Annotated in this window: 17 protein-coding genes and 1 pseudogene; 4 read left to right on the top strand and 14 right to left on the bottom strand. The window is 64.7% G+C overall.

Annotated elements, in window-relative coordinates; translation table 11 throughout:
• Positions 1-27: 27 nt before the first annotated feature.
• From AB8841_RS20215 to AB8841_RS20205, 3 genes and pseudogenes are all read right to left on the bottom strand, one after another.
• The gene (locus AB8841_RS20215) at positions 28-1,104 is read right to left on the bottom strand and encodes a sugar ABC transporter substrate-binding protein (protein WP_370437592.1); all 1,077 of its coding nucleotides are present in this window, start codon (positions 1,102-1,104) and stop codon (positions 28-30) included.
• 193 nt (positions 1,105-1,297) lie between these two features.
• Positions 1,298-2,179 (bottom strand): annotated as a pseudogene (locus AB8841_RS20210) (helix-turn-helix domain-containing protein); the annotation flags it as partial.
• Between the two features lie 306 nt (positions 2,180-2,485).
• The gene (locus tag AB8841_RS20205; protein ID WP_370439325.1) at positions 2,486-4,612 is read right to left on the bottom strand and encodes a response regulator; all 2,127 of its coding nucleotides are present in this window, start codon (positions 4,610-4,612) and stop codon (positions 2,486-2,488) included.
• A 398-nt stretch (positions 4,613-5,010) separates the two neighbouring features.
• Here AB8841_RS20205 and AB8841_RS20200 point away from each other — a divergent pair, with 398 nt between their 5' ends.
• Both AB8841_RS20200 and AB8841_RS20195 read left to right on the top strand, forming a co-directional pair.
• The gene (locus tag AB8841_RS20200; protein ID WP_370437591.1) at positions 5,011-5,721 is read left to right on the top strand and encodes a manganese catalase family protein; all 711 of its coding nucleotides are present in this window, start codon (positions 5,011-5,013) and stop codon (positions 5,719-5,721) included.
• An 83-nt stretch (positions 5,722-5,804) separates the two neighbouring features.
• Entirely contained in the window at positions 5,805-6,236 is a 432-nt protein-coding gene (locus AB8841_RS20195; protein ID WP_370437590.1) for a hypothetical protein, read from the top strand.
• A gap of 50 nt (positions 6,237-6,286) precedes the next feature.
• Here AB8841_RS20195 and AB8841_RS20190 read toward each other — a convergent pair whose 3' ends face one another.
• The 3 genes from AB8841_RS20190 to AB8841_RS20180 all read right to left on the bottom strand — a co-directional run bounded on the left by AB8841_RS20190 (position 6,287) and on the right by AB8841_RS20180 (position 9,417).
• On the bottom strand, positions 6,287-7,240 hold the full coding sequence (locus AB8841_RS20190; protein WP_370437589.1) for a Crp/Fnr family transcriptional regulator: 954 nt from the start codon (positions 7,238-7,240) through the stop codon (positions 6,287-6,289).
• A gap of 90 nt (positions 7,241-7,330) precedes the next feature.
• A complete protein-coding gene (locus tag AB8841_RS20185; protein WP_370437588.1) occupies positions 7,331-8,758 on the bottom strand; it encodes a sensor histidine kinase in 1,428 nt (475 codons plus the stop codon).
• On the bottom strand, positions 8,755-9,417 hold the full coding sequence (locus tag AB8841_RS20180; protein ID WP_370437587.1) for a response regulator transcription factor: 663 nt from the start codon (positions 9,415-9,417) through the stop codon (positions 8,755-8,757). The genes AB8841_RS20185 and AB8841_RS20180 overlap by 4 nt, the downstream gene beginning before the upstream one ends.
• Before the next feature lie 14 nt (positions 9,418-9,431).
• On the opposite strand from AB8841_RS20180, the gene AB8841_RS20175 reads away from it, so the two are divergent.
• Positions 9,432-9,962 carry a hypothetical protein gene (locus AB8841_RS20175; protein WP_370437586.1) on the top strand — a complete coding sequence of 177 codons (531 nt, stop codon included), beginning with the start codon at positions 9,432-9,434 and terminating at the stop codon, positions 9,960-9,962.
• 158 nt (positions 9,963-10,120) lie between these two features.
• Positions 10,121-10,747 (top strand): hypothetical protein, encoded by a 627-nt coding sequence (locus AB8841_RS20170; RefSeq protein WP_370437585.1) that lies wholly within the window; start codon positions 10,121-10,123, stop codon positions 10,745-10,747.
• Between the two features lie 540 nt (positions 10,748-11,287).
• On the opposite strand, the gene AB8841_RS20165 is transcribed toward AB8841_RS20170, so the two are convergent.
• The 8 genes from AB8841_RS20165 to AB8841_RS20130 all read right to left on the bottom strand — a co-directional run bounded on the left by AB8841_RS20165 (position 11,288) and on the right by AB8841_RS20130 (position 20,843).
• Complete coding sequence (locus AB8841_RS20165) at positions 11,288-13,615, bottom strand: PAS domain-containing protein (RefSeq protein WP_370437584.1); 2,328 nt, start codon at positions 13,613-13,615, stop codon at positions 11,288-11,290.
• A gap of 928 nt (positions 13,616-14,543) precedes the next feature.
• Entirely contained in the window at positions 14,544-14,792 is a 249-nt protein-coding gene (locus AB8841_RS20160) for a hypothetical protein (protein ID WP_370437583.1), read from the bottom strand.
• Positions 14,749-15,552: a Crp/Fnr family transcriptional regulator gene (locus AB8841_RS20155; protein WP_370437582.1), complete on the bottom strand. Its 804-nt coding sequence runs from the start codon at positions 15,550-15,552 to the stop codon at positions 14,749-14,751. The genes AB8841_RS20160 and AB8841_RS20155 overlap by 44 nt, the downstream gene beginning before the upstream one ends.
• 491 nt (positions 15,553-16,043) lie before the next feature.
• The gene (locus AB8841_RS20150; protein WP_370437581.1) at positions 16,044-16,259 is read right to left on the bottom strand and encodes a hypothetical protein; all 216 of its coding nucleotides are present in this window, start codon (positions 16,257-16,259) and stop codon (positions 16,044-16,046) included.
• Between the two features lie 284 nt (positions 16,260-16,543).
• Positions 16,544-18,145: an amidohydrolase family protein gene (locus AB8841_RS20145; RefSeq protein ID WP_370437580.1), complete on the bottom strand. Its 1,602-nt coding sequence runs from the start codon at positions 18,143-18,145 to the stop codon at positions 16,544-16,546.
• A 39-nt stretch (positions 18,146-18,184) separates the two neighbouring features.
• Positions 18,185-18,682: a hypothetical protein gene (locus AB8841_RS20140; protein WP_370437579.1), complete on the bottom strand. Its 498-nt coding sequence runs from the start codon at positions 18,680-18,682 to the stop codon at positions 18,185-18,187.
• A 41-nt stretch (positions 18,683-18,723) separates the two neighbouring features.
• Positions 18,724-19,785 carry a D-TA family PLP-dependent enzyme gene (locus AB8841_RS20135; protein WP_370437578.1) on the bottom strand — a complete coding sequence of 354 codons (1,062 nt, stop codon included), beginning with the start codon at positions 19,783-19,785 and terminating at the stop codon, positions 18,724-18,726.
• Between the two features lie 176 nt (positions 19,786-19,961).
• Positions 19,962-20,843: a MurR/RpiR family transcriptional regulator gene (locus AB8841_RS20130; protein WP_370437577.1), complete on the bottom strand. Its 882-nt coding sequence runs from the start codon at positions 20,841-20,843 to the stop codon at positions 19,962-19,964.
• Position 20,844: the final 1 nt, after the last annotated feature.

Here is a 20,844-nt window from a genome sequence, read left to right as displayed (position 1 = left end):
CGTGGCGGCCGGACGGAACGTGCCGGGTTACTGCGTGATGCCCAGCTTCTTGCAGCCTTCGGCATAACGGCCCGTGCAGAGCTGCTCGGCCGTGTTGATCTTCTTGTCGATGATCTCGGCCTTCAGGTTCTCCGCGGTGATCACCGCAGGAACGAAGAGCCGGGAGGGCGTCTCGTAGAGTTTCGTTTCCGCCTTCGGAGTCTCGCCCGCGAGGAACTCGACCGCGATGTTGGCGGCGGCCGCCGCCACGATCTCGCTCGGCTTCGAGATCGTGTTGTACTGATCGCCCGCGATGATGAGCTGAAGCGCGGCGATCGTCGCGTCATTGCCGGTCACGGGCGGAACCGGGTTCACGCCCGCGGCCTTGAAGGCCGCGATGGCCCCGCCCGCGGTGCCGTCATTGGCCGCCACGACGCCGAGGATGTTCTTGCCGAAGCGCGTGATCTGTCCGCTCGCCCATTGCTGCGCCTTCGGCGGAGCCCAGTCCGGCGTGTCGTACTCGGCCAGGATCGGATAGCCGCTGTTGTCGAGACCCTCGTGGATGCCCTTCTTGATGAGGCCGGCGGCGGCGTCGGTGGGCGATCCGTTGATCTGAAGGACGCCGGTGCCGCTGCCGGCGGTCACGTTGCTCTTCTTCAGGTGCTGGACGAGCGAATCCGCAATCGACTTGCCGATGGCCTGGTTGTCGAAGGAGACGTAGAAGTCGGCCTTGGCGTCCGGGATGGGCCGGTCATAGGCGATGACCTTGATGCCCTGGCTCTGCGCCTGCTTGACGAGGGATGCGGCCGCGGCGGAGTCGACCGGATCGAGCACGATCACCTTCGCGCCCTGCGAGATCACGGAGTTGAACTGCTGCTGCTGGCGCGAGACGTTCGCGTCGGCGTTCTGATAGAGGACCTTGCAGGTCGGGCAGAGCTTTTCCATCTCGGCCTTGAAGCCGGGGAAGTCATGCTCCTCGTAGCGGGTGGAAGCCTGGTCCGGCATGAGGAAGGCGACCGTGGCGTTGGAGGCCTTCGCGTTCTGAGCCATGGCCGCGCCCGTGCCCGCGAGCAGTGTAAGGGTCAGGGCCGCGAGGCCGCCGAGCTTCCATGAAGACGTGATCATTCGTTTCTCTCCCATTGGTGACCGTCATAGTGCAGTCGAATTGCGCCGGCTCGGGGGCGACGGTTGCGGCAGCCATCGTGGTTTGCCGCCGTCCCGGATGTCAGAGCAGGGCGCCTCTTTTCTCGGGCTGCTCTTTCGCGCCGCCCGGTCTTCCCCGTGATGCCTGGGTTGCTGGGTCGTGGCTCCTCCGTTGCGCGGCCTTGGCCGTGTTGATGTTATCGAGCACCAGGCGCCGGAACCGGGAAGGGGTCATGCCCTTCTCGGCCAGGAACTGCCTGTTGAAATTGGAGAGGTTGTTGTAGCCGACCTCGTAGCAGATGCTGGTGATCGAGGCCTGCTCGTCGCTCATGAGGATCTGACAGGCGAGATTGATGCGCAGGCGCTTCACGTACTGAACCAGCGACATGCCGGTATGCTGCCGGAAGGCGCGGGAAAACGCGCTCGTGGATTGTCCCGCGATCGCGGCCAGGTCCGCTTCGCTGAAGGGTTGGGTCAGGTTCTCGCGGATAAAGGCGAGCGCCTTGTTGATGCCTGCCGACATGTAGCCGGACGGGTCGGGGAGGTAGCTCGGGCTCGCGAGCATCCGCGAACCCTGCGCGCGGCTCAGGAGGCCGGCGATCATCATGAAGAGCTCGATGCGGCGCACGCTCTTCGCGTGCATCACCTCTTCCATGAGAGGCGAGATCTCGCGGCTGATCTCCCGGCTGAAGAGCACGCCGCGCCGCGACGCTTCCAGCACCGGCGCGAGGGCGGAGAGCTCGGGCAGGGTCTTCATGGCACCGCTGACGAAATCCTCGCTGAACTGGATGATGTGGCACCTGAGCGGAACGATCGCATCCTTCGGGACGTCGCTGACCCAGTTGTGCGGAAGGTTCGGTCCGGTCAGCACCAGGTTCCCGGGCTCGAACTCGCCGATGAAGTCGCCGACGAAATAGCGTCCTTTCGTGGCCACCACCTGATGCAGCTCGTATTCGGGATGAAAGTGCCAGCGCACCGTGCGGTAGGGATAGCCATGCGACCAGGCGGCGAAGGACTCGCCCGGCCTTATCTGAACGACTTCGAGATCCGGCTCCATGTCCGTTTCCTCCAGGCCGGTGCGGGCGCTCGCGATGGCCTCCGCTCCGAGCCGGCCGATCTCAGTTCGGCTCTCACTGACGATGACGGTAACCTTCGCCGCAAGCGCGTGCCAGCACGTTTCATTGCCGGGAATGATACTTTTTTGACAGCGCGATGCTGCGATCCGCCGTAATATGTATGTCGCGGATCGCCGACGGAAAGGCTCGCGGGAGAGCCTATCGGGGTGAGAACCAGAGGTCGGCCCAATCGACCGTTTTCGCCCTACGGCATGTCGCGGCATCCGGGCGGGTCGGTCGGCCCATCGTCACGATTTGCGAAACGGCACGACATTGACGGGTTCGCAAGCCGGCGTGACGATCGACGCGATCGCATGTTCCAAGTCAGCGCGGCGGAAGGGCTTGGCCAAGCGCGGGACGCCAAGTCCGGCCCGATCCGGCAGCTCGGCATGGCCGCTGGCCAGCAGGATCGGCAGCGCGGGCCATTCCGCTCGGATTCGTTCCGCCAGCTCCAGCCCCGTCATGCCCGGCATCGCATGGTCGGTCATGACAAGATCAACGGACGCTCCGTTTCGCAGGATCCTCAGGGCGGCCTCGGCCGACGAGGCCGCCACCACCGTATGGCCGAGGTCTTCCAGCATGGCGGTGGTCCCGGTCATCACCAGCGGATCGTCCTCGACCAGGAGCACCGTGCAGGCGCGATGCTCCGGACGGGCTCGCTCGTCGCCGGTCGGGGATCCTCTCACTGTCTCACCCTGGGGCAGCCAGATCTCGGCCGTCGTGCCTTTCCCCATCTCACTCCTCAATTTCAGGGTGCCGCCCGATTGGACGGCAAGGCCATGGATCATCGAGAGGCCCAGACCCGTGCCCTTGCCGACCCCCTTGGTCGTGAAGAATGGCTCGATGGCGCGGGCCAGCGTAGCCGCATCCATGCCCATCCCGGTGTCGCTCACGGACACGCACACATAGGCTCCGGGCTGAAGGCCATACCCGTTGCCCTCAGCCAAGTCGTCCTGATGCGCCGAGATGGTGATCCGGCCGCTGACCGGCATGGCATCGCGGGCATTCACCGCCAGATTGAGGAGCGCCATTTCCAGCTGGTTCGGGTCCACCTTGACCGGCGAGAGGCCGGCCGGAAGCTGGGTCACGATCTCGATGCTCGGGCCGAGCGCGCGGGTCAGGAGGTCCGTCATGCCGGCCACGAGTTGCGGCACGTCGACGGCTTGCGGCGTGAGGTCCTGGCGGCGGGAGAAAGCCAGCAGCCGCTGTGTCAGCGCCGCGCCGCGCTCGGCTCCCTGGAGTGCCCCGTCGAGCAGCCGTTTTGCCCGGTCGTCGTCCTTGATGCGCCTCCGCAGGAGATCGAGGTTGCCGAGAATGACCGCCAGCAGATTATTGAAGTCGTGCGCGATCCCGCCCGTGAGCTGACCGATGCTCTCCATCTTCTGGGCCTGCAACAGGCGCTGCTCGGTCGCATGACGCTGTTCGCTCTCATGCCGAAGCTGGATGAGGGCCTCCTGTTCCGCCTGGGCGCGCCGGAGGGCCAGCCAGGAGACAAGCCACAGGACGAGGGCGCACAGGGCTGCCACCGCTCCATAGACCGCAAGGTTGCGGTACCAGTGTCTCAGCACAACCGCGGCATCGATGCCGAAAGCGACATAAACCGGATAGGCGCCGACATGGCGATAGGCAAAGTACCGCTCGCGCTGATCCTCCGAGGAGATCCCCGACAATACGCCTCCGTCAGGCTGGGCTGCGATGCTGCGCATGAGGATGTTGTCCGGTCCAAGCCGGCTGTCGTGTGCCAGTGCGGGAGATCGAGCCAGGATCGAGCCGTCCTGGCGCATCAGGACTGCCACATGTGGCCCCGGTGGGGCAGCCTCCTGGAAGAATCGGGTGAAGTATTGAGGGCTGAGCGCCACGTGGATGATGCCGTCGAAATGGCCATCCGGGGTCGAGCGGCGGCGACTGACCGCGAAGGATGGCTTGCCGGTTGCCTTGCCCTGGAACGGCGCACTGATGTACGTGCCGACATCGCGCCCGCGCTGGGCCTGGAACCACTCGCGCTCGTCAATAGTGACATCGGGATCCCACGGCTGGCTGCCGGCACGGACGCGCCCCTTGGCATCCGTGATCCAGATCGAGACGGCCTGCTCCAGAGGAGCCTTGAGCCGCTGGAGGAAGACGCTGGTGTCGGGAGCTGCGATCTCGTCCCAGGACATGCCGCGAGTGTAGTCCTCGACCCGCCCGATCGCCAGATCGACGGTATCGAACACCTTGTGAGCGTGCTCGTGCAGGATCGCAGCAGTGCGGGAGATCGTCTCCTTGTTCTCGCGCAGGACCTCCGACCGGTTCCAGGCTGCGGCGGCCGCGAAGACGATCGCCGGCACGAGAAGCGCGGCAATCAGCAGCAGCCGGTGCAAGCGGACAGAGGACATCGACACGATGGATTCCGAGCATAGGTCAGGTGGGAAGGGATCAATCAGGGCTCCGGCAGACGCGCCGAGGCCCTGTGACGGGATCACATGGGTTCTTGGCAGGGATAAGGCAACCCTGGCGCGCGCACCAGTCCGCCGGACAAGAAGCGCCGATAGAGTCTCTTTCTAGTCTCTTTCTCCCGGACGAGAGATGTCGGGCCGGGAAATCCGCAGGGGAGGAGGAACAAGGTGATTCCGTGTGCGTTGGAGGGCGTTCGAGCCGCACTCGCCAGTCCCCGCAAAGGCACGCCCCGACGACGGATCGGCCTTCGAACGTCGAGGCCCTGCCAGGATGGCGGGACTGTAACCTCAATGCCCGCGTCTTGCTCAGCCCTGATCTCGCGAAGCGGAGCGCTTTCATGTTCATCCACAAAAAAGAGCTTATGCATCCCGTCAACGTGAAGGATCCGGATCCTGTCTTCGGACAGTATCTCCTTGAACAGTTCGGCGGCGCCACCGGCGAGTTGACCGCCGCCCTCCAGTACTTCACCCAAGCCCAGCACACCGACGACGCGGCGCTGCGGGACATGCTGCTCGACATCGCGGTCGAGGAGTTTAGCCACCTCGAGGTCGTGGGCCATCTCATCGAAGCGCATACGAAGGGCAGCCAACAGGCCAAGGCCTTCGAGAGCACCCTCTTTTCCATTCGCGGCAAGGGCCCGCACCTGTTGGACAGCCAGGGCTCCGCATGGTCGGGCCAATACGTCAGTGAAGGTGCGAGTTCGGTGCGAGACCTGCGGGCCGACATTGCTGCGGAGGCCGGAGCCTTGGCGACCTACGAGGCCCTGCTAAAGCGGGCCTCGGACGACGGGTCGCGCGATGCCCTGACGTTCCTGGCTACGCGCGAGGTCTCCCACTCGCAGATGTTCATGGATGCGCTCAAGGCGATGAACAAGCTCGACGACCCGCTCTTTGGCGACCTCCAACCTGACCAGACGGTCGACCTCTATTTCAACCTGTCGTCCAGCGATCAGCCCGACAACGACCAGCCGGCGCCCTGGATCAAGAACTCCTCGTTCAAATATATCGCAGACCCGGTCCAGCAGATGCCTCCGCCCAACAAGCGATAGCGAGGTTTCTTCTCTCCTTGCGGAGGTCACGCGCCTGCGACAGATGGCTTTTGCGAGGGTTTCACGATGGAGGAGACGCGGTCATGCCTGGACATCTCAGCTTGCAGCGCCGTACCTTTCTCAAGATCGTTTCGCTGACGGCCGCCGCGGAGGCGTTGCCGGCATGGGCGACGATGGCTGACGAGTCTATTGTGCCGGATGCCCTCGCCGTGTGGCTGCGGACCACCAACCGGACGATCGTCGCAACGCTCGCGGAGGCTCGCACCGGCTTCGGCTGGCAGACCATCGGCAGCTTCGAGGTGGGGGCTTACGCCAGTCGGCCCGGGGCAGACGACGCTTTCCTGACGAATTTCGCCGTGCGCCGGGCCACGACCGAGACCGGCAGGAATCTGCTGAGGGTGATTGCCGCGCGAGCATGGCGGATCCCACTGCGTGAGTGTGAAATCCGTCCAGCCCGTATCATGAACCGGGTCACCGGGCAGCAGCTGTCATACCGCATCATCCTGACCGTTTAGCGCATCGGACGTGAAAAGTGGATTTGCACTTTTGGGGCCGCTCCGATGTTCTAGGACGGCTTGGTCCGCTCAAAACGGGGATGGGGGCCGGGGAGTACCTTCTCGACGCGGAGGCGCACTTTGCGGTAGCACTCACAGGTACCCTGTTCGAGTCCAGCCCGGTTGGTCACGACGATGCCGCCGCGGCGTTGCGCAATCAGGCCGCTGGTTTGCAACGCGCGCAGGACGGTGCTGACCGTGGAGCGTTGGACCCCGAGCATCTCGGCCAGTCTTTCGTGGGTCAGCGGCAGGGTGTCATGATCCATCCGGTCACGGGTGTTGAGAAGCCAGCGGCAGCACCGGGCCTCGACCGGGTGAAGGGCATTGCAGGCCACGGCTTGAAACACTTGGGCAAGCACCGCCTCGTTGAAAGCGGCCACCATGCGGCGCAGCCGGGAGCGCAGCACGAGAAGCCGGTGCATCCGTTCGACAGGAATCCGCGAGGCGGCGCCCGAGACCAGCACCACGTAGCGCCCAAGGGCTTCACCACTGATAAAGGCGCTCAAGAGACCGAACATCCCCTCGCGCCCGAACAGCGCCACTTCGGCTACGCGCCCATCCTCCATGCCTTCGACCAGGGACACGATCGCATCGTGCGGGAAGTACGTGTGTTGGATGGGTTCGCCAGCCTCGTAGAGCACCGCGCCCTTCGGAAGGGCGACAATCTCCAGATGCGGCTCCAGCATGGCAAAGTCCGCTGGTTCCAGCGCGGCGAGAAGCCGGTTGGCCCGATGATCCCGTTGAAGAGTCGTCACCACGATGAGGCCGTGTTCCTCCTGTGGGTCTAGCGGATCGTGCGAAAAAGTGGACCCGGTTTTTCGCCAGAACGATGCGCGCTTGCCAAGACGGGAGCATCGGAAGGAATCCCGAACGTGGATTCCACCTTTCACGTCCGATTGTCTACGCTCCCAACGCTGGTGAACAAGCTCAAGCTCGTCAAGAGCAGGTGGATTCGGCTGGCGCATTAGGGGTATCGAGAGGAGCGAGGACGCGGCGACGCCCGGTCGACCCGGCATGCTTCTTCAAGAACTCATTCGCAGCCGGTGGATCGAGGCTCAGGCTCGCGTGATCTCGCTCGACCAGGGGCTCGAGGCCTGTCCTTCGCGCGGGATGGCTTTCCGGGAGGTAACGACGAGCCTCTCACGACACAGCGGAATCTCGAACGAGATGCTGCAGCGGCCACTCCCGTCGATGTTCGGGCTTGTTCCGTACTCGGCCAAGATGTCCTCCACGATGCCAAGACCAAGGCCGCTCGAGTTCGAGTCGCATCGTCCCGTCATGCCGCGTTCAGGGCGCGCGCCATCGGCACCCGGGAAGCCAGGGCCGTCGTCCTCGACGGTAATACGGGCGTTATCCCCCGTCGGCTCCGCGCGAACGTCAACCCGGGTGCTGGCCCATTTTCTTGCATTATCGAGAAGATTGCCCATGACCTCTCCCAAGTCATGGGGATCCATGTCAACCGCCAGCTCGGTTGGAATCCTGGTCTGCCAAACGAGCTGCTCGCCCCGTGGCAGATGCTGCATCAGGCGAAGAAGGCGCGCGACGGTCTCGTCCACCTGGGTATAGGCGCCGCACGCCACCGATGCACCGCTGGTCCGGGCGCGCGCGACCTCGCGCTCCACATGGGAGCGGATGAGCTCAAGCTGCTCATGCATGCGCTCCGCAGCGTCGGGCTTGCCTGCCTGTTCGAGACGGCGCACCTCGCCTCCGAGTATGGTCAGGGGCGTTTTGAGGCCATGGGCCAGAGCGCCGGCCCGGTCACGCGCCTTGCGGACGAGGTTCTCCTGCCGGTCGAGCAGCTTGTTGATGCTCTCGACCAGCGGCGCGACCTCGTCGGGAAAGCGGCGCGTCATGCGCCGGATGTGACCGGTCTGGACGGCATTCAGATCACGCCCGACAGATCGCAACGGGCGCAGGCCCAGCGAAACCTGCAGCCAGGCGAACAGAACCAGGACCGCCGCGATGGGAAGCAGGACGCGGGTCACATCCCATCCAAAGGCCTGGCGCAACTCCACCACCTGCGCATGATCCAGGGCCACCGCGAGGCTGAACGTGCGCGAGCCCTGCTCGCCGCCGATCGTGACCTCGCGCGCGATCACGTAGAGTTCCGAGCCGTCGGGCCCTTCGACCTCGAAGGCCTTGTCCCGGTCGGCACCCTGGCGCGGTTCGTCTGCGGGGAGCGTCCGATCCCAGAGCGAACGGGACCGCAGGATTGGCCTCCCGCCTTCGGAAACCTGCCAATAGGCCCCGCCATAGGGCTGGTGATAGCGGGGATCCGTCAGCCTCTGGCTCAAGTCTGTCTCCCCCTCGGCCCCGAAGGCCGTGGCGAGTTCGGTCCAATGAATGTTGAGGTCCTGCTCTACATAGCGGAGCACCTGGCGCTCGAAGAACATCACGAGGGATGCGCCCGCGACGGCGATCGTCACGACGATCGACGTGATCGCCACGATGAGCAGCCGCAGCCGGATGGAGTTCCGAGTCATGACGTGGGCGTCTCCATGATGTAGCCGTGGCCGCGACGGGTTTCGATCGTCCCCGATCCGATCTTGCGCCGCAGGCGCGCCATCAGAGCCTCGATCGCGTTGCTCTCGGGCTCGTCCGATCCGTAGACGTGCTCGACCAGCTCGCTCTGGGCCACGACGCGATCGCGATTATGCGCAAGATAGCGCAACAGACGGAATTCCAGCGGCGACAACTCAATCGTCCGGCCGTTGACCATCACCCGCAGCCGCCGCGTGTCGATGCGCAGCGCACCGACCTCGATCAGAGGCGTCACGTGACGTCCAACCCGGCGCAGCAGGGCCGCGAGACGGGCGAGAAGCTCCTCCATCTCGAAGGGTTTGGTCAGGTAGTCGTCGGCACCGGCATCGATGCCTTCGACCCTCTGCAGCCACGAGCCGCGGGCCGTGAGCACGAGGATGGGAACCGTGCTGGCCTCCTCCCGGAGCCGGCGCACCACCGACAGGCCGTCGAGCTTCGGCAGGCCCAGGTCCAGGATGACGGCGTCATAGTCCTCGGTCGAGGCGCGGAACCAGCCGTCATCGCCATCTCTGGCGATATCCACGACATAGCCGGCCTCGGCCAGAGCGCCTGCGATATCCCTTGCGATGGCCGCTTCATCCTCGACGAGAAGGACCCGCATCAGCGTCTCCTGACTTGAAGAATTTTGTTGCGACGGGCATCCACGACGACCTCCTGGTAGCGACGATCGCGGGTGAGAATCAGGAACTCGTACCACCACTCGCCGCTCCAGGATTGGCGGAGATCGACCTCCAGCACCTGCCCCGGAACCGCTTTCGCCACTGTCGGAAGAACGGAACTCAGGGACAGGGCCCGCCCTTGGGAGACGGCCTCGCGGGCATTGTCGGAGGAGGTGCTCCCCCAGCCCGCGTACGCGCCTGCCCGAGCATCATCGCCGCCCCGGCCCCGGCCACGTCCGCCGCCATCATCTCCGCGTCCTCGATCATCGCCGCGGCCGCCGTCGTCTCCGCCGCCCCGGCCGCTGTTCTGGCCGCCACCATGACCGCCGTCGTCACCTCCGCCGCGACCGCCGCCATCGTTCCCTCCATGACCTCCATCGCCGCCACCTCCGCCGCCACCTCCACCGCCGTCCTTCGCGATGGCAGGCACGATCCAGGAGCCTCCAACCGGGGCCAGTGCCAGGGGAAGCAGCAGCAGAGCAATTAGGTGACGCCGTGTCATGAAACCTTCCGAAGACCGCCAGCATAGCACGCCCAAGCTGATATTTCGCTGACACGTTCCGTCAGGTTCGGATGCCGGCCTTGAGCCAAACTGCTCCTGCATCGGCGCCGATTTGTGCGGCACCGGGTGAATGGAGAACGACGATGCTGAAGCCCATCAAGAACGGTCCGCGTATCCTGGTCCTGGGGACCATGCTGGCCTCGCTCACGGCAGCCGCCGTCCCGGCTGTGGTCACGAGCGCGATCCTGTCGCCCGCTCTGGCGCGCGGCGGTGGCGACAACGGCGGAGGCCGCGGCGGCGACGATAGCGGTGGCCGGGGAGGGCGCGGCGGAGACGACGGCGGCAGCCACGGCGGCCGTAGCGATGATAGCGGCGGACGGGGAGGCCGCGGAGGAGACGACAACGGCGGGCGGGGCCGTGCCGGAGAGGCCACCGGCCGCAACGATGATCGCGGCCGTGACAGGGCTGACGACGCCGGTCATGGGCGCGGCCGGGGAGCCGACGATCATGGGATGGGGCGAGCGGGGGACAATCGGCGCAGCCGCGGAATGGAGGACGGCGTCCTGACGGAAGGCCGGACCAGGACCCAAACGAGAGACCAGCACCAGACACGCACGCGCACCCGCGGCGCCGATCATGTGGCGGATGCGCGCCGGTCCCGCGGGCGTGGGGCGGACGATCCCGGTTTCGCCGCAGACGACAAGGGTGGTCGCGTCGACCGCGACAGGCGCTTCGAGCCAGGAGACGACCGCCGCGTGAACGGCCAGTGACGCATCCCTGACCGTCGTTGCCGCAGGGCGTACGGCCCCGCGGCAATCCAGGGCAGTCGAGGCGGCCTGACTTTTACGCGACGAGCGCCTTTCCTCGCCATCCCGGCTCGATCGAAGAACCATTCATCGTGCCCATCCAGGGTCGCCGCCCGGAATTTGCAGAAAACCGGGCACATCGCGATGCAAGGTCTGCGGCGGGTCGGTCAGGGAGGTGGGGCGATTGTCTCTGAAAGTCCGCCGCTCGTTGTCCTTCGGACGCTGCTCTTGATCCGACGCTCACCACATCAGCCCTGGGCCAATGGACTTTCCCTCGCATTGCGGCAACTCTCTCCGAGCATGGGACGTGAAAAGTGGAATCCACTTTTGGGATCTGATCCGATGCTCTCTTCTTGAAAAGAGCGCATCGTTCTTGCGAAAAACCGGGGCCACTTTCTCGCACGATGAGCGAGGGCAGGGAGGCAGGTCGCTTCTCCGTCGCCACCTCTTGAAGCCCATTGGAGTGCTTGCTCGATGGTTTCGCGGTCACCGGGCGAAGGCCGGTCACGGACGGCAAGCACGTTCTCGTACAGAGCTCGATCCGCAGGGCCGATCCTCCACACCGAGGGGAGCGCCGTCTCCATCGGCTCCATCAAGGGGGGCGTCGACCGTGCAGATGACCCCTTCGGCGGAAAACCGGATCTCCGCCTGTCCGTTCAGGTCGTGAGCCAGGCTCCGCTCGATCAGGCGGGTGCCAAATCCCCGCCGGCGAGGCACCTGAACAGGAGGCCCTCCCTCTTCCGACCAGGTCAGACGAAGGCGTGGGGCCTTACTTCCGGTCACGGTCCATCGGATGCGCACCACTCCGTCTCTGTTGGAGAGGGCACCATACTTGACAGCGTTGGTCGCCAACTCCTGCAACGCCATGGCAATCGCCAGAGCCATGCGTGGGGAGACCCTGACATCGGGTCCATTCATATGGACCCGGTTCTCCCGCTCGTGGCGGAAGGGTGCCATCGCCTCCCGGACGATGTCCTTGAGGTTGGCGCTCTCCCAATTTTCCTGGGTGAGCACATCGTGGGCCCGGGCCAGAGCGAAGAGACGTGCCTCCAAGGCGGAACGGGCCTCCTCCGTCGTGCTCGCGTTGCGCAGCGTCTGGGTGGTGATCGACTGCACGGTGGCGAGGGTATTCTTCACCCGGTGGTTCAGCTCGTTGATCAGAAGCCTCTGGTGACTCTCGGCCTTCTTCTCTTGATCGACGTCGACAATCGCAATCACGCTTGCGGCAACCTCCCCCTGATCGTTGCGAATAGGGGCGGCTGCAAGCCTGACCCAGATCATCGTTCCGTCACCACGCCTGTACAGGTACTCCTCGGGCTCCGTGGCCTCCCCCGTCAGGAGGGCTCTGGCAACGGGATATTCGTGCGGCTGGGCGGGCCTGCCGTCAGGATGGCAAAGCCCCCACTGCCCGTAAGCTTCGATACCTGGGGTCGGGTGGATCGGATGCAGCAGAATATGCTCGGCATACCGATTGCCCGCCACCACCCGGCCCGAGGGCGCCTCGGTGATGACGATGCCCACTGGTACGTTCTCGAGCACGGCCTTCAGCCGGGCCTCGCTGGCGCTCAGCGCTTCCGCTCCTGTCCGACGCTCGGTGACGTCGCGGAAGAAGGACGCCACACCTCCGCCCTCGACCGGAAAGATGCGCAACTCGAGCCAGACCGCACGCCCTGAGAAAATGTAGCGATGCTCGATGGTGGCCGGCATGCGCTCCACCATGGCTCTGCGGTAGGCCTCTTCGACGGGTGTTCCCACTGCGTCTGGCCAGACCTCCCAGTGCGAGCGCCCCACGATCTCACCCTCGGGGCGCCCGTCGATCTTCAGGCCCTCGCTGTTGATCTGGAGAACCCGGAAGTCCTGATCGAGCAGAAGAAATCCCTCCGTCATTCCCTCCAGAATGCCCCGGATCCGGGCTTCGCTGGCCCGTAGCCCCTCTTCGGTCAGCTTGGCGTCCGTCACGTCGCTGCCTTCGGCAAAGATGCCGAATACGCGGCCATGACTGTCCCGGATCGGCTGATAGACGAAATTGACGAAGCGCCGCTCGGGCTTCGCATCCGGCTCTCGCTGAAGCATGATCGGAATGCCGTTGCCGACGAAGGTCTCACCTGTCGTGTAGACGGTGTCGAGGATGTCCTTGAATCCTTGCTCCACGACCTCGGGCAGGGCCTCGAGCGCCGGCTTGCCGAGGATGTCGCGGTGGCCAACGAGTTGATAATAGGAGGTGTTGACCATCTCGAAGGTGTGCTCGGGGCCCGTGAGCATGGCCATGAAACCGGGCGCTTGATGAAACAGCTCGCGCAGCCGCTCACGCTCGGTGGCCACCCGTCGCTCGGCCAGCACCTTGTCGGTCGTTTCCGTGCAGGCGCAGAACATACCTGCAATGGCGCCGCCGTCATCCCACACGGGGTTGTAGGAGAAGCTGAACCAGGTGTCCTCACGGTAGCCGTTCCGCTCCATCGGGATGAGAAGGTCCTCCTGCGCGACCGCGCGGCCGGACAGCGTGCTGGCGACCAGAGGCTGGATCTGGTCCCAGATATCCGACCAGACCGCGGCAAAGGGCTGTCCCAAGGCGTGCGGGTGCTTGGCGCCGAAGATCGGCGCATAATCGTCGTTGTAGAGGAAGGCGAGTTCCGGACCCCACGCAATGAACATGGGCTGTCTGGCATTCAGCATCAGGCGCACGAGGGTGCGCAGGGATCGTGGCCAGGTCTCCGGGGGCCCCAGCGGTGAGGTGGACCAGTCATGCGCCCGCATCCGCGCGCCCATCTCGCCGCCGCCGGACAGGAAGTCGGGGGCAACGGGAGTTGCTTCGCTGGGCAGCTTATCGAGCATCGGAAGTCTCCTTGACGGATGGCAGCCTCCGCTCCACGCACGGCTCCCGTTCGTCGATGGGCCGCGGGGCGGCACGGACGGTGCGGGATTGCCCGGATGCAACCTTGCTGCCAGCGAGAGCCGCAAGCTCAGGCGTGAGCGAAACGCTGCGGATTGTGCGGGTTCTCATGGCCAGGAAAGAAAGCAGCGAGAGGGTAACTGGTTATGCCACCTGAACGAGCTGTCAGCTCCACCAGAACGACAGGCTGTTCACGGGCGGCTCGAAGGGGGCTGGCATCTTGAGCCCTGCCTCGGCAAAGGGGGCTTACAGAGCTATGCCCATGAGCACCTGATCTTCCACACTCATGCAGCATGGCCGTTGCATCACGGGAGCCTTCCCGAAATCTCGACAAACAAGGAAAGCCCCGCCGGAGGAGGTCGCCAGCGGGGCCTGGGCGGATGCAGGTGAGGGACGAAACTGCATCCTATAGCGTTGGACGCGGGAAGTGGATTTGCACTTTTGGGTCCGATGCGCTAGCACGTCTTTGTTCTTCTTCGCCCAGGATCAGAAAATCCTCACTAACATAAGTGAAGCTTGGCTGCTCTATCCCTTCGATGAAGCATCAGTCTTCGCGAAGAACCGGCTCCCGCTTCTTCGCACGCTGCGCTTACCTACGAAGGGAGCATCGGATCGATCCCAAGAGTGCAAGTCCACTTCCCGCGTCCGATGCTCCAAGCTCGCCGAGGCGCGTGTCCCCGAAAAAATTGGTCTGCCCGAGGACCAGCACCGTCACGGGGCAGCAGGATCGGGGTGAGTGATGGGCTCAGCTTTTCTCCCGACACGACAGTCTGGATCATGTCGGACAGGACATTCGCCGAACCTGAAGAACTCCGGTTTCGCAAGGATTGGCGCCCTGGGACTCACGTCCCGTGCCAGGAGACTGCCGTCTTAGGTCCGACAAGGGGGGGAATGCCGGCTGATCCAGCCCTGTGCCGCGTCAAGATCGGCAAAGATGGGATGATCGACACCGCCCATCCGCCCGAAGGCGACCTCCAGGAACCAGTGCCCGGGAGCAACCTCGTTCTGCCGGGAGAGATGTGTCAGAACGGCCAGGAGCCGCTGCTCGCCGTCGAAGACCAGCATGCCTTCCTCGTCAGAGCCGGTGCCCACCCGCACGGGCTGAAGAGTAAAATTCATCCTGATCTCTCCTGTCAGAGGGGGGCTCGTCCTGCTGGAGGTGAAGGTAGAGCGGGTCGAAGTCGCCTGCCTCTTTCAACTTTTGCCAGTCAGGAATGTTCACCTGAATTCCCTTGCTTCGAATAAGACCATCGGCCCGGAGTTCCTGAAGCACCCGATTGACGTGGACCGTGCTGGTGCCGATCGCGTCCGCGAGTTCGACCTGGGTCAAGGGGAGATCGAAGGTGTGGTCCTGCACCAGGCCCACCACCTTCAGGCGCACCAGGAACTCGCACAGAAGGTGGGCCATGCGGCTATAGGCTTCGCGCCGGCCGACATTGAGCATCCACTCCCGGAAGATCGAGGCATCGACCAGGGTCTCACGCCAGAAGGCGGCCGTGATCCGGGGATAGCGCTCGCAGATGCGGTGCAGAACGTCGTGCTGGATGAAGCCGACGACTGCCGGGGTGATGGTGGCGAGGCTGTTGTCCATCACCTTGAGGTGCAGGCTTTGCAGGTCGGGAATGTCGCCGGGAACATGAACGGCCACGATCTGGCGCTTGCCCTCGGCGGTCATCTTGTAGACGCAGGTGAAGCCCTCCAGGACCAGGCAGCACTGGGACGGGTGGTCGCCGATGCGCACGATGTTCTGATCGGCTTCGAGGCTCCGGACCTGGATCGGCAGGTCGCGAAGGGCCTGCTTCTCCTCGTCGGAGAGGCTGAAGATGCTCTCCAGCTTGCGGATCATCAGTTCATGAGGCGAGTGGGGCCCGGCGGTCATGACGGTACCTCTCCATTATGCGGGCGGGAAGCGCACAGCCCTCGGCCGCTGGCGCCGGCAGTCAATTCGGCTCCACGGGCTTCTTAGCCCACGGAAATCGAACGGGTCGTGCGGCGGCACGGGGTCGTGGGGATAAACAGGTTGCGCTAGCGCATCGTGCGAAAAAGTGGCCCCGGTTTTTCGCATAAACGATGCGCTCTTTCCAAGAAGGGAGCATCGAATTGATCCCAAAAGTGGATTCCACTTTCGGGTCCGATGCTCCGGCCCATCGTGCGAAAAAGTGGCCCCGGTTTTTCGCATAAACGATGCGCTGTTCCATCGTGGGAGCATCGAATTGATCCCAAAAGTGCAAATCCACTTCCCGCGTCCGATGCTCTAGGAGCTTATGGGACAGGGTTGGCTGTTCCCGGCTGCGCCGCCGGCCATCCTGATGGTCAGAAAAGAGCTGAGTGGCCCTGCGGCTAGTGTCAGTGCAGGTCATAAAAGCAAGATCATCCATCAGGTTGTTGTTTCACGTCCTCGGAGGGGGCACCTTCACCCAGGTTAAGAACGCGCATTCCGATCACGGAGCCGCCCTTGATGGCGGCCACCAGAGGCTCCGTTTGTTCGAGCAGCCTGCGGGATCGCCACACCGTCTCCCGCGCGGTGTGAACGAGCCGGGCCCCATATGCGGCATGGGTCAGCAGTTGGTAGGGAACATTGGCCATGACGGCGCTCCTCAGCCTGGCAGGCGGGAGCACAAGTCTCTCAGCCACCAGCGCCTATGGGGTCGGATCAGCCGGTGATATCAGTAATATGGGCCCATTCCTTCGAATGTCCAAGCGAGGCCGCATAATTCGCGCAAGGCCGATGTTTCGAATTGGATGCCACGCCGTTTGAGCGTGTTCGGAGGCTTCCGTCGGCGCTTCGGGTTTCCTCGCACGATGCGCTGATGGGTGTAACGGTTCGCGACCATCGCAAGGCGACCCATGCGGGAGCGGCGCCGCATGCTTCACCCCGTCAGGGGCAACATGCGGCCGGGACGGGCTCCCGTGGGCGCGCCGTCGCGCACGATGGCTTCGCCGTTGACCCAGACAGCCACGATGCCGGAGGGCAGCAGCGTGGATTCGTCGAAAGTGGCCCGGTCGGTCACGCCTTCCTCGAACAGCACGAGGTCCGCCGCCATGTCGGGCCGCACCAGTCCGCGATCCTGCAGCGAGAAGCGCTGGGCCGCGATCGAGGTCATGCGGCGGACGGCATCCTCGATGGAGAACCACCCTTCATCGCGGCGCAGGGGACCGACGATGCGCGGGAAGGTGCCGAAGGCGCGCGGATGGGGTTTGGTGCCGGGCCGGGGCAGGCCGTCGGATCCCACCATATGCAGCCGGTGGCAGCAGGCCGCGTGCAGGTCGTTCCCGTCGAGCTGAAACAGGATGATTCCGGTCTGCCCGTCGTCCTCCTCCACGAGGCGCATCAGGAGGTCGTAGGGCCCGATAGCCTCGCGCTCCGCCGCCTGGCGCATGGTCAGGCCTTCGAGCGGCTTCAGGGCCGGGTTGTTGACGCCGGAAATGCGCACGTTCTCCCAGCCGATCAGCGCCAGCTTGCTCTGGCCGTGAAAGGCCGGGCCGCCGTTCTCGACCCAGCGGCGCAGCACGGGGCCGATCTCGGGATCGCGCAGCCGCCGCTTCAGGCTGTCGAGACCTCCCTCGAGGGAAGCGGGCGGCAGCAATTGCAGGAGATAGGTGCTGCCGGCCGGATAGGGATACATGTCGAAGCTGATGTCGATGCCGTCCCGCCGTGCCGCTTCCAGGGTCTCCAGGGTGCGCGGGATCTGCCCCCAATTGGGACGTCCCGCCGATTGCAGGTGGGACAACAGGCCGGCCGCGCCGGATTGCCGGAGGATCTCGATGAATTCCTCGATGGATGGGACGAGCCGATCCTCGTAGCTGCGCACATGGGCGGTCATCAGCCGTCCGTGCGATTTCACGACCTTGGCCAGGGCCACCATCTCGTCGAGGTCGGCGAAAGCGCTCGGCGGGTAGACCAAGCCCAGGGACAGGCCGATGGCGCCCTGTTCGAGCTGGCGATCGAGAAGAGCTTCCATCGCGGCGATCTCGTCGGCTCTCGCCGCGCGCCGCTCATAGCCCATGACCGCAAGGCGCAGGGCCGCATGGCCCACGAGGGAGACGACGTTGACGGCGACGCCCTGGTGAAGGCGCTCGCGATAATCCGCGAAATCGTCGAAGATCTCGTCGGGCGCCGTCTGGCCGAGGAGCCCCGAGAAGTGCTTGCGCAGATCCTCCCTTGATTCTCCCCGGGCCGGATAGAGGGAGAAGCTGCAATTGCCGACGACCACGGTGGTCACGCCCTGCAGCGCCTTCTCGGGCCGGTCCGGCTCGCGCAGGCAGATCAGGTCGTCATGGCAATGGGCATCGATGAAGCCGGGCGAGAGATAGCGGTCCTGCGCATCGACGATGGTCGCGCCCGGCGCCGCCTCGAGGTTGGCCCCGACACCGGCGATCCGCCCGTCGGCCACATGCACGTCGCCACGGAACCACGGGGCTCCGGTTCCGTCGATGATCCGCGCATTCTTGATGAGCCAGTGTCTCGTCATCGTCGTCTCGATCGCCAGTGAGTGTCCGTCCGTTCAGGTTCAGCCGCGGGCTCTGCCCATCGGATAGGGCATGTAGCCGACGAAGCCGGTGATCTTCCAGCGTCCGCCGAGGCGGGCGCAGAAATACAGGGTCTGCCAGCTCAGAACCTCCACGCCGCCGCCCTCGAGGGCGATCGTGCCGTCGAATTTCTTGTGGCAGATGGCGGCGTCGCCGCGCAGATCGATGTCGCGCATGTTCGTGGCCCGGAACAGCGCGTCCCGGACCGGTTCGGCATAGGCGACGGCCTGCGCGGCCTTCGCCTGCCGCAGCCATTCGTCGCGATAGGTTTCGAGGTCCGGGAAGTCGAGACGCCAGCTGTCGGGCAGCTCCGACTTGTGCGCGTGCAGACCCAGGAACCCTTCGCGTCGGAAATCCTCGTCGACCATCGACCAGTCGGCCGCCAGAAAGGCATCGATGTCGCGCTCGACCAGCATGGTCCAGATCTCGCGGCGGTCCGCGTCGGTTTCGGCGAAGGGGTTTTTGGTATGGTCGATCATGTCGGAACCTCGGGAGAACAGGGCAGGCGAGGGGAACGGGGTCAGGCCACCTTGCCGCGCGCGGCAACCGGAACCGTCTCGATCACGTCGTCTCCACGCACGAACGTCACCTCGTCGAACAGGTTCGTCACGGGGCAGACATGGTTCGGCACGATGCGGACCATTTCGCCGACCTCGGGCTTGGTGGCCGAACGGCTGAGATCCACGACGCCGTGCTCCTCGCTCAACGAGACGATGACCGCGTCCGGGTACTCGGCGATCCGGCCGAAACCTTGAAGGCCCAGGGTGTCGCTGGTCAGCGATTTCGACCCGGTGTCGAGGACCGCACGGTCGTCGGTCGGGCGCGAGACGACGGTCGCCAGAACCGTGAGGGCGCAATCCTCGAAGCCTCCGACGCCTTCCTTCACCTCGAACCGGTCGAGATAGATATAGGTGCCGGGACGATATTCCGTGGCGGCGCGGTTGTCCTTGCTGCGCCAGAGATCGGGCGTGCCTCCCGTGGAGACGATCTCGGGCTTGAGGCCCGCCTCATCGAGCAGGGCTACGGCGCGCTCGAGCCAGGCATTGGCCTCGGCGACCATGCCCTTGGCCGGATAGGTCATCAGACCGGCGAAGCGCAGGCCCTCCGAGGCGGCGATGTGCCTGGCGAGCGCGACCGCCGCTTCGGGCGTCTGGACGCCCACGCGTCCCCCGCCCGTATCGCATTCCACGAGAACCGGAAGGGTCAGGCCCGAGCCGGCAAAGGTTCGGGAATAGCCGTCGATGGTGGTGGCGCTGTCCGCGGTGACTTTGAGCGATGCGCGCCGCGCGAGGGCGAGAAGCCGCTTCAGCTTCGGCTCGCCGAGAATATTGTAGGGCAGAAGAATGTCGCTGATCCCGGCCTCGACCATCACTTCGGCCTCGCCGATCTTCTGGCAGGTGATGCCGATGGCGCCGAGCTCCATCTGCCGTCTGGCGAACTGAGGCAGCTTGTGGGTCTTGATGTGTGGACGCAGCTTCATGCCGTGGGCGTCGGCATAGTCCTGGGCACGCTTGAGATTGGCCTCGACGCGGTCGAGGTCGATCAGCACGACGGGGGTATCCAGTTCATGAATCTTGGTCATGGGAACCTGATCTCTCTTATCGCATCGGACGTGACATCGAGCCCATATCCGCTGCATTCAGTTGATGGTTTTGAGCATCTTTTCACGCGAAACCGGGTTCCACTTTTGCGTTCGATGCTCTCCTTGCCCGAGCATCTTTCCACGCAAAACCGGTGCCCACTTTTGCGTTCGATGCTCTAGTCGCCCAGGGGCGACCTCGGGTCGTTGACGTTCGCGGCCGCGAGGCTGTGCTTGATGCGGCGGAGCCCTTCGAGCACGGATGGCCCGATGGCCTCCGCCGTGGTCATCGCGATCAGATCGACGATGGCCATCATGGCATAGCGCGCGGCGTTCGGTTTGTAGAGATTGCCGTCCTCCGGAATCGAAAAGGGCAGGAGAATCTCCGCTTCGCGCGCCAGGGCGGAACCCGGCGCGGTCACGGCGACCGTCCTGGCTCCGTAATGGCGCGAAATTCTGACGGAGTCGACCACCGAGCGAGAATATCCGCAGGTCGAGAAGGCGATCACGGCCGTGTCCGGGCTCGCCACCGATGCGGTCATTCGCTGCATCTGGCCGTCGCTGTGCGCCATGACGGACAAGCCGAGGCGGAACAGCCGGTTGTGAAGTTCCATCGACATGATCGAGGAATCGCCCCCCGAACCGTAGGCCAGCACCGAGCGGGCGGTCGAGATCCGCTCGGCGATCCGGTCGACGACATCCATGTCGATGGTCGCCCGCACATCCTCGATCGCCGTGATGGCGTTGTCGCAGACGGCGGACAGGATACGCTCCTCCCGCTCTTCGCGCCGGGCCGGCGACGGGTTGGGATCATTGCCGCCCACGGCCAGGGCCTGGGCGAGATGATATTTGAAATCCCGCATGCCTTCGCAGCCGACCGCTCTTGCGAACCGCGTCACGGTCGGCTCGCTCACGCCCGCGCGGCCCGCGATATCCGCAATTGTCGCCTTGGACACGTAAGCAAGGTCGGAGAGCACCAGAGACGCGAGCCTGCGCTCCGCCTTGGAGCCGTCCTCGGCCCACCGGCGCACCCTTGCGAGGATATCCTGTGGCGCGTTCACG

The organism is Microvirga sp. TS319, from assembly GCF_041276405.1.
GTDB lineage: Bacteria > Pseudomonadota > Alphaproteobacteria > Rhizobiales > Beijerinckiaceae > Microvirga.
This window is presented reverse-complemented; position numbering and strand designations above follow the sequence as displayed.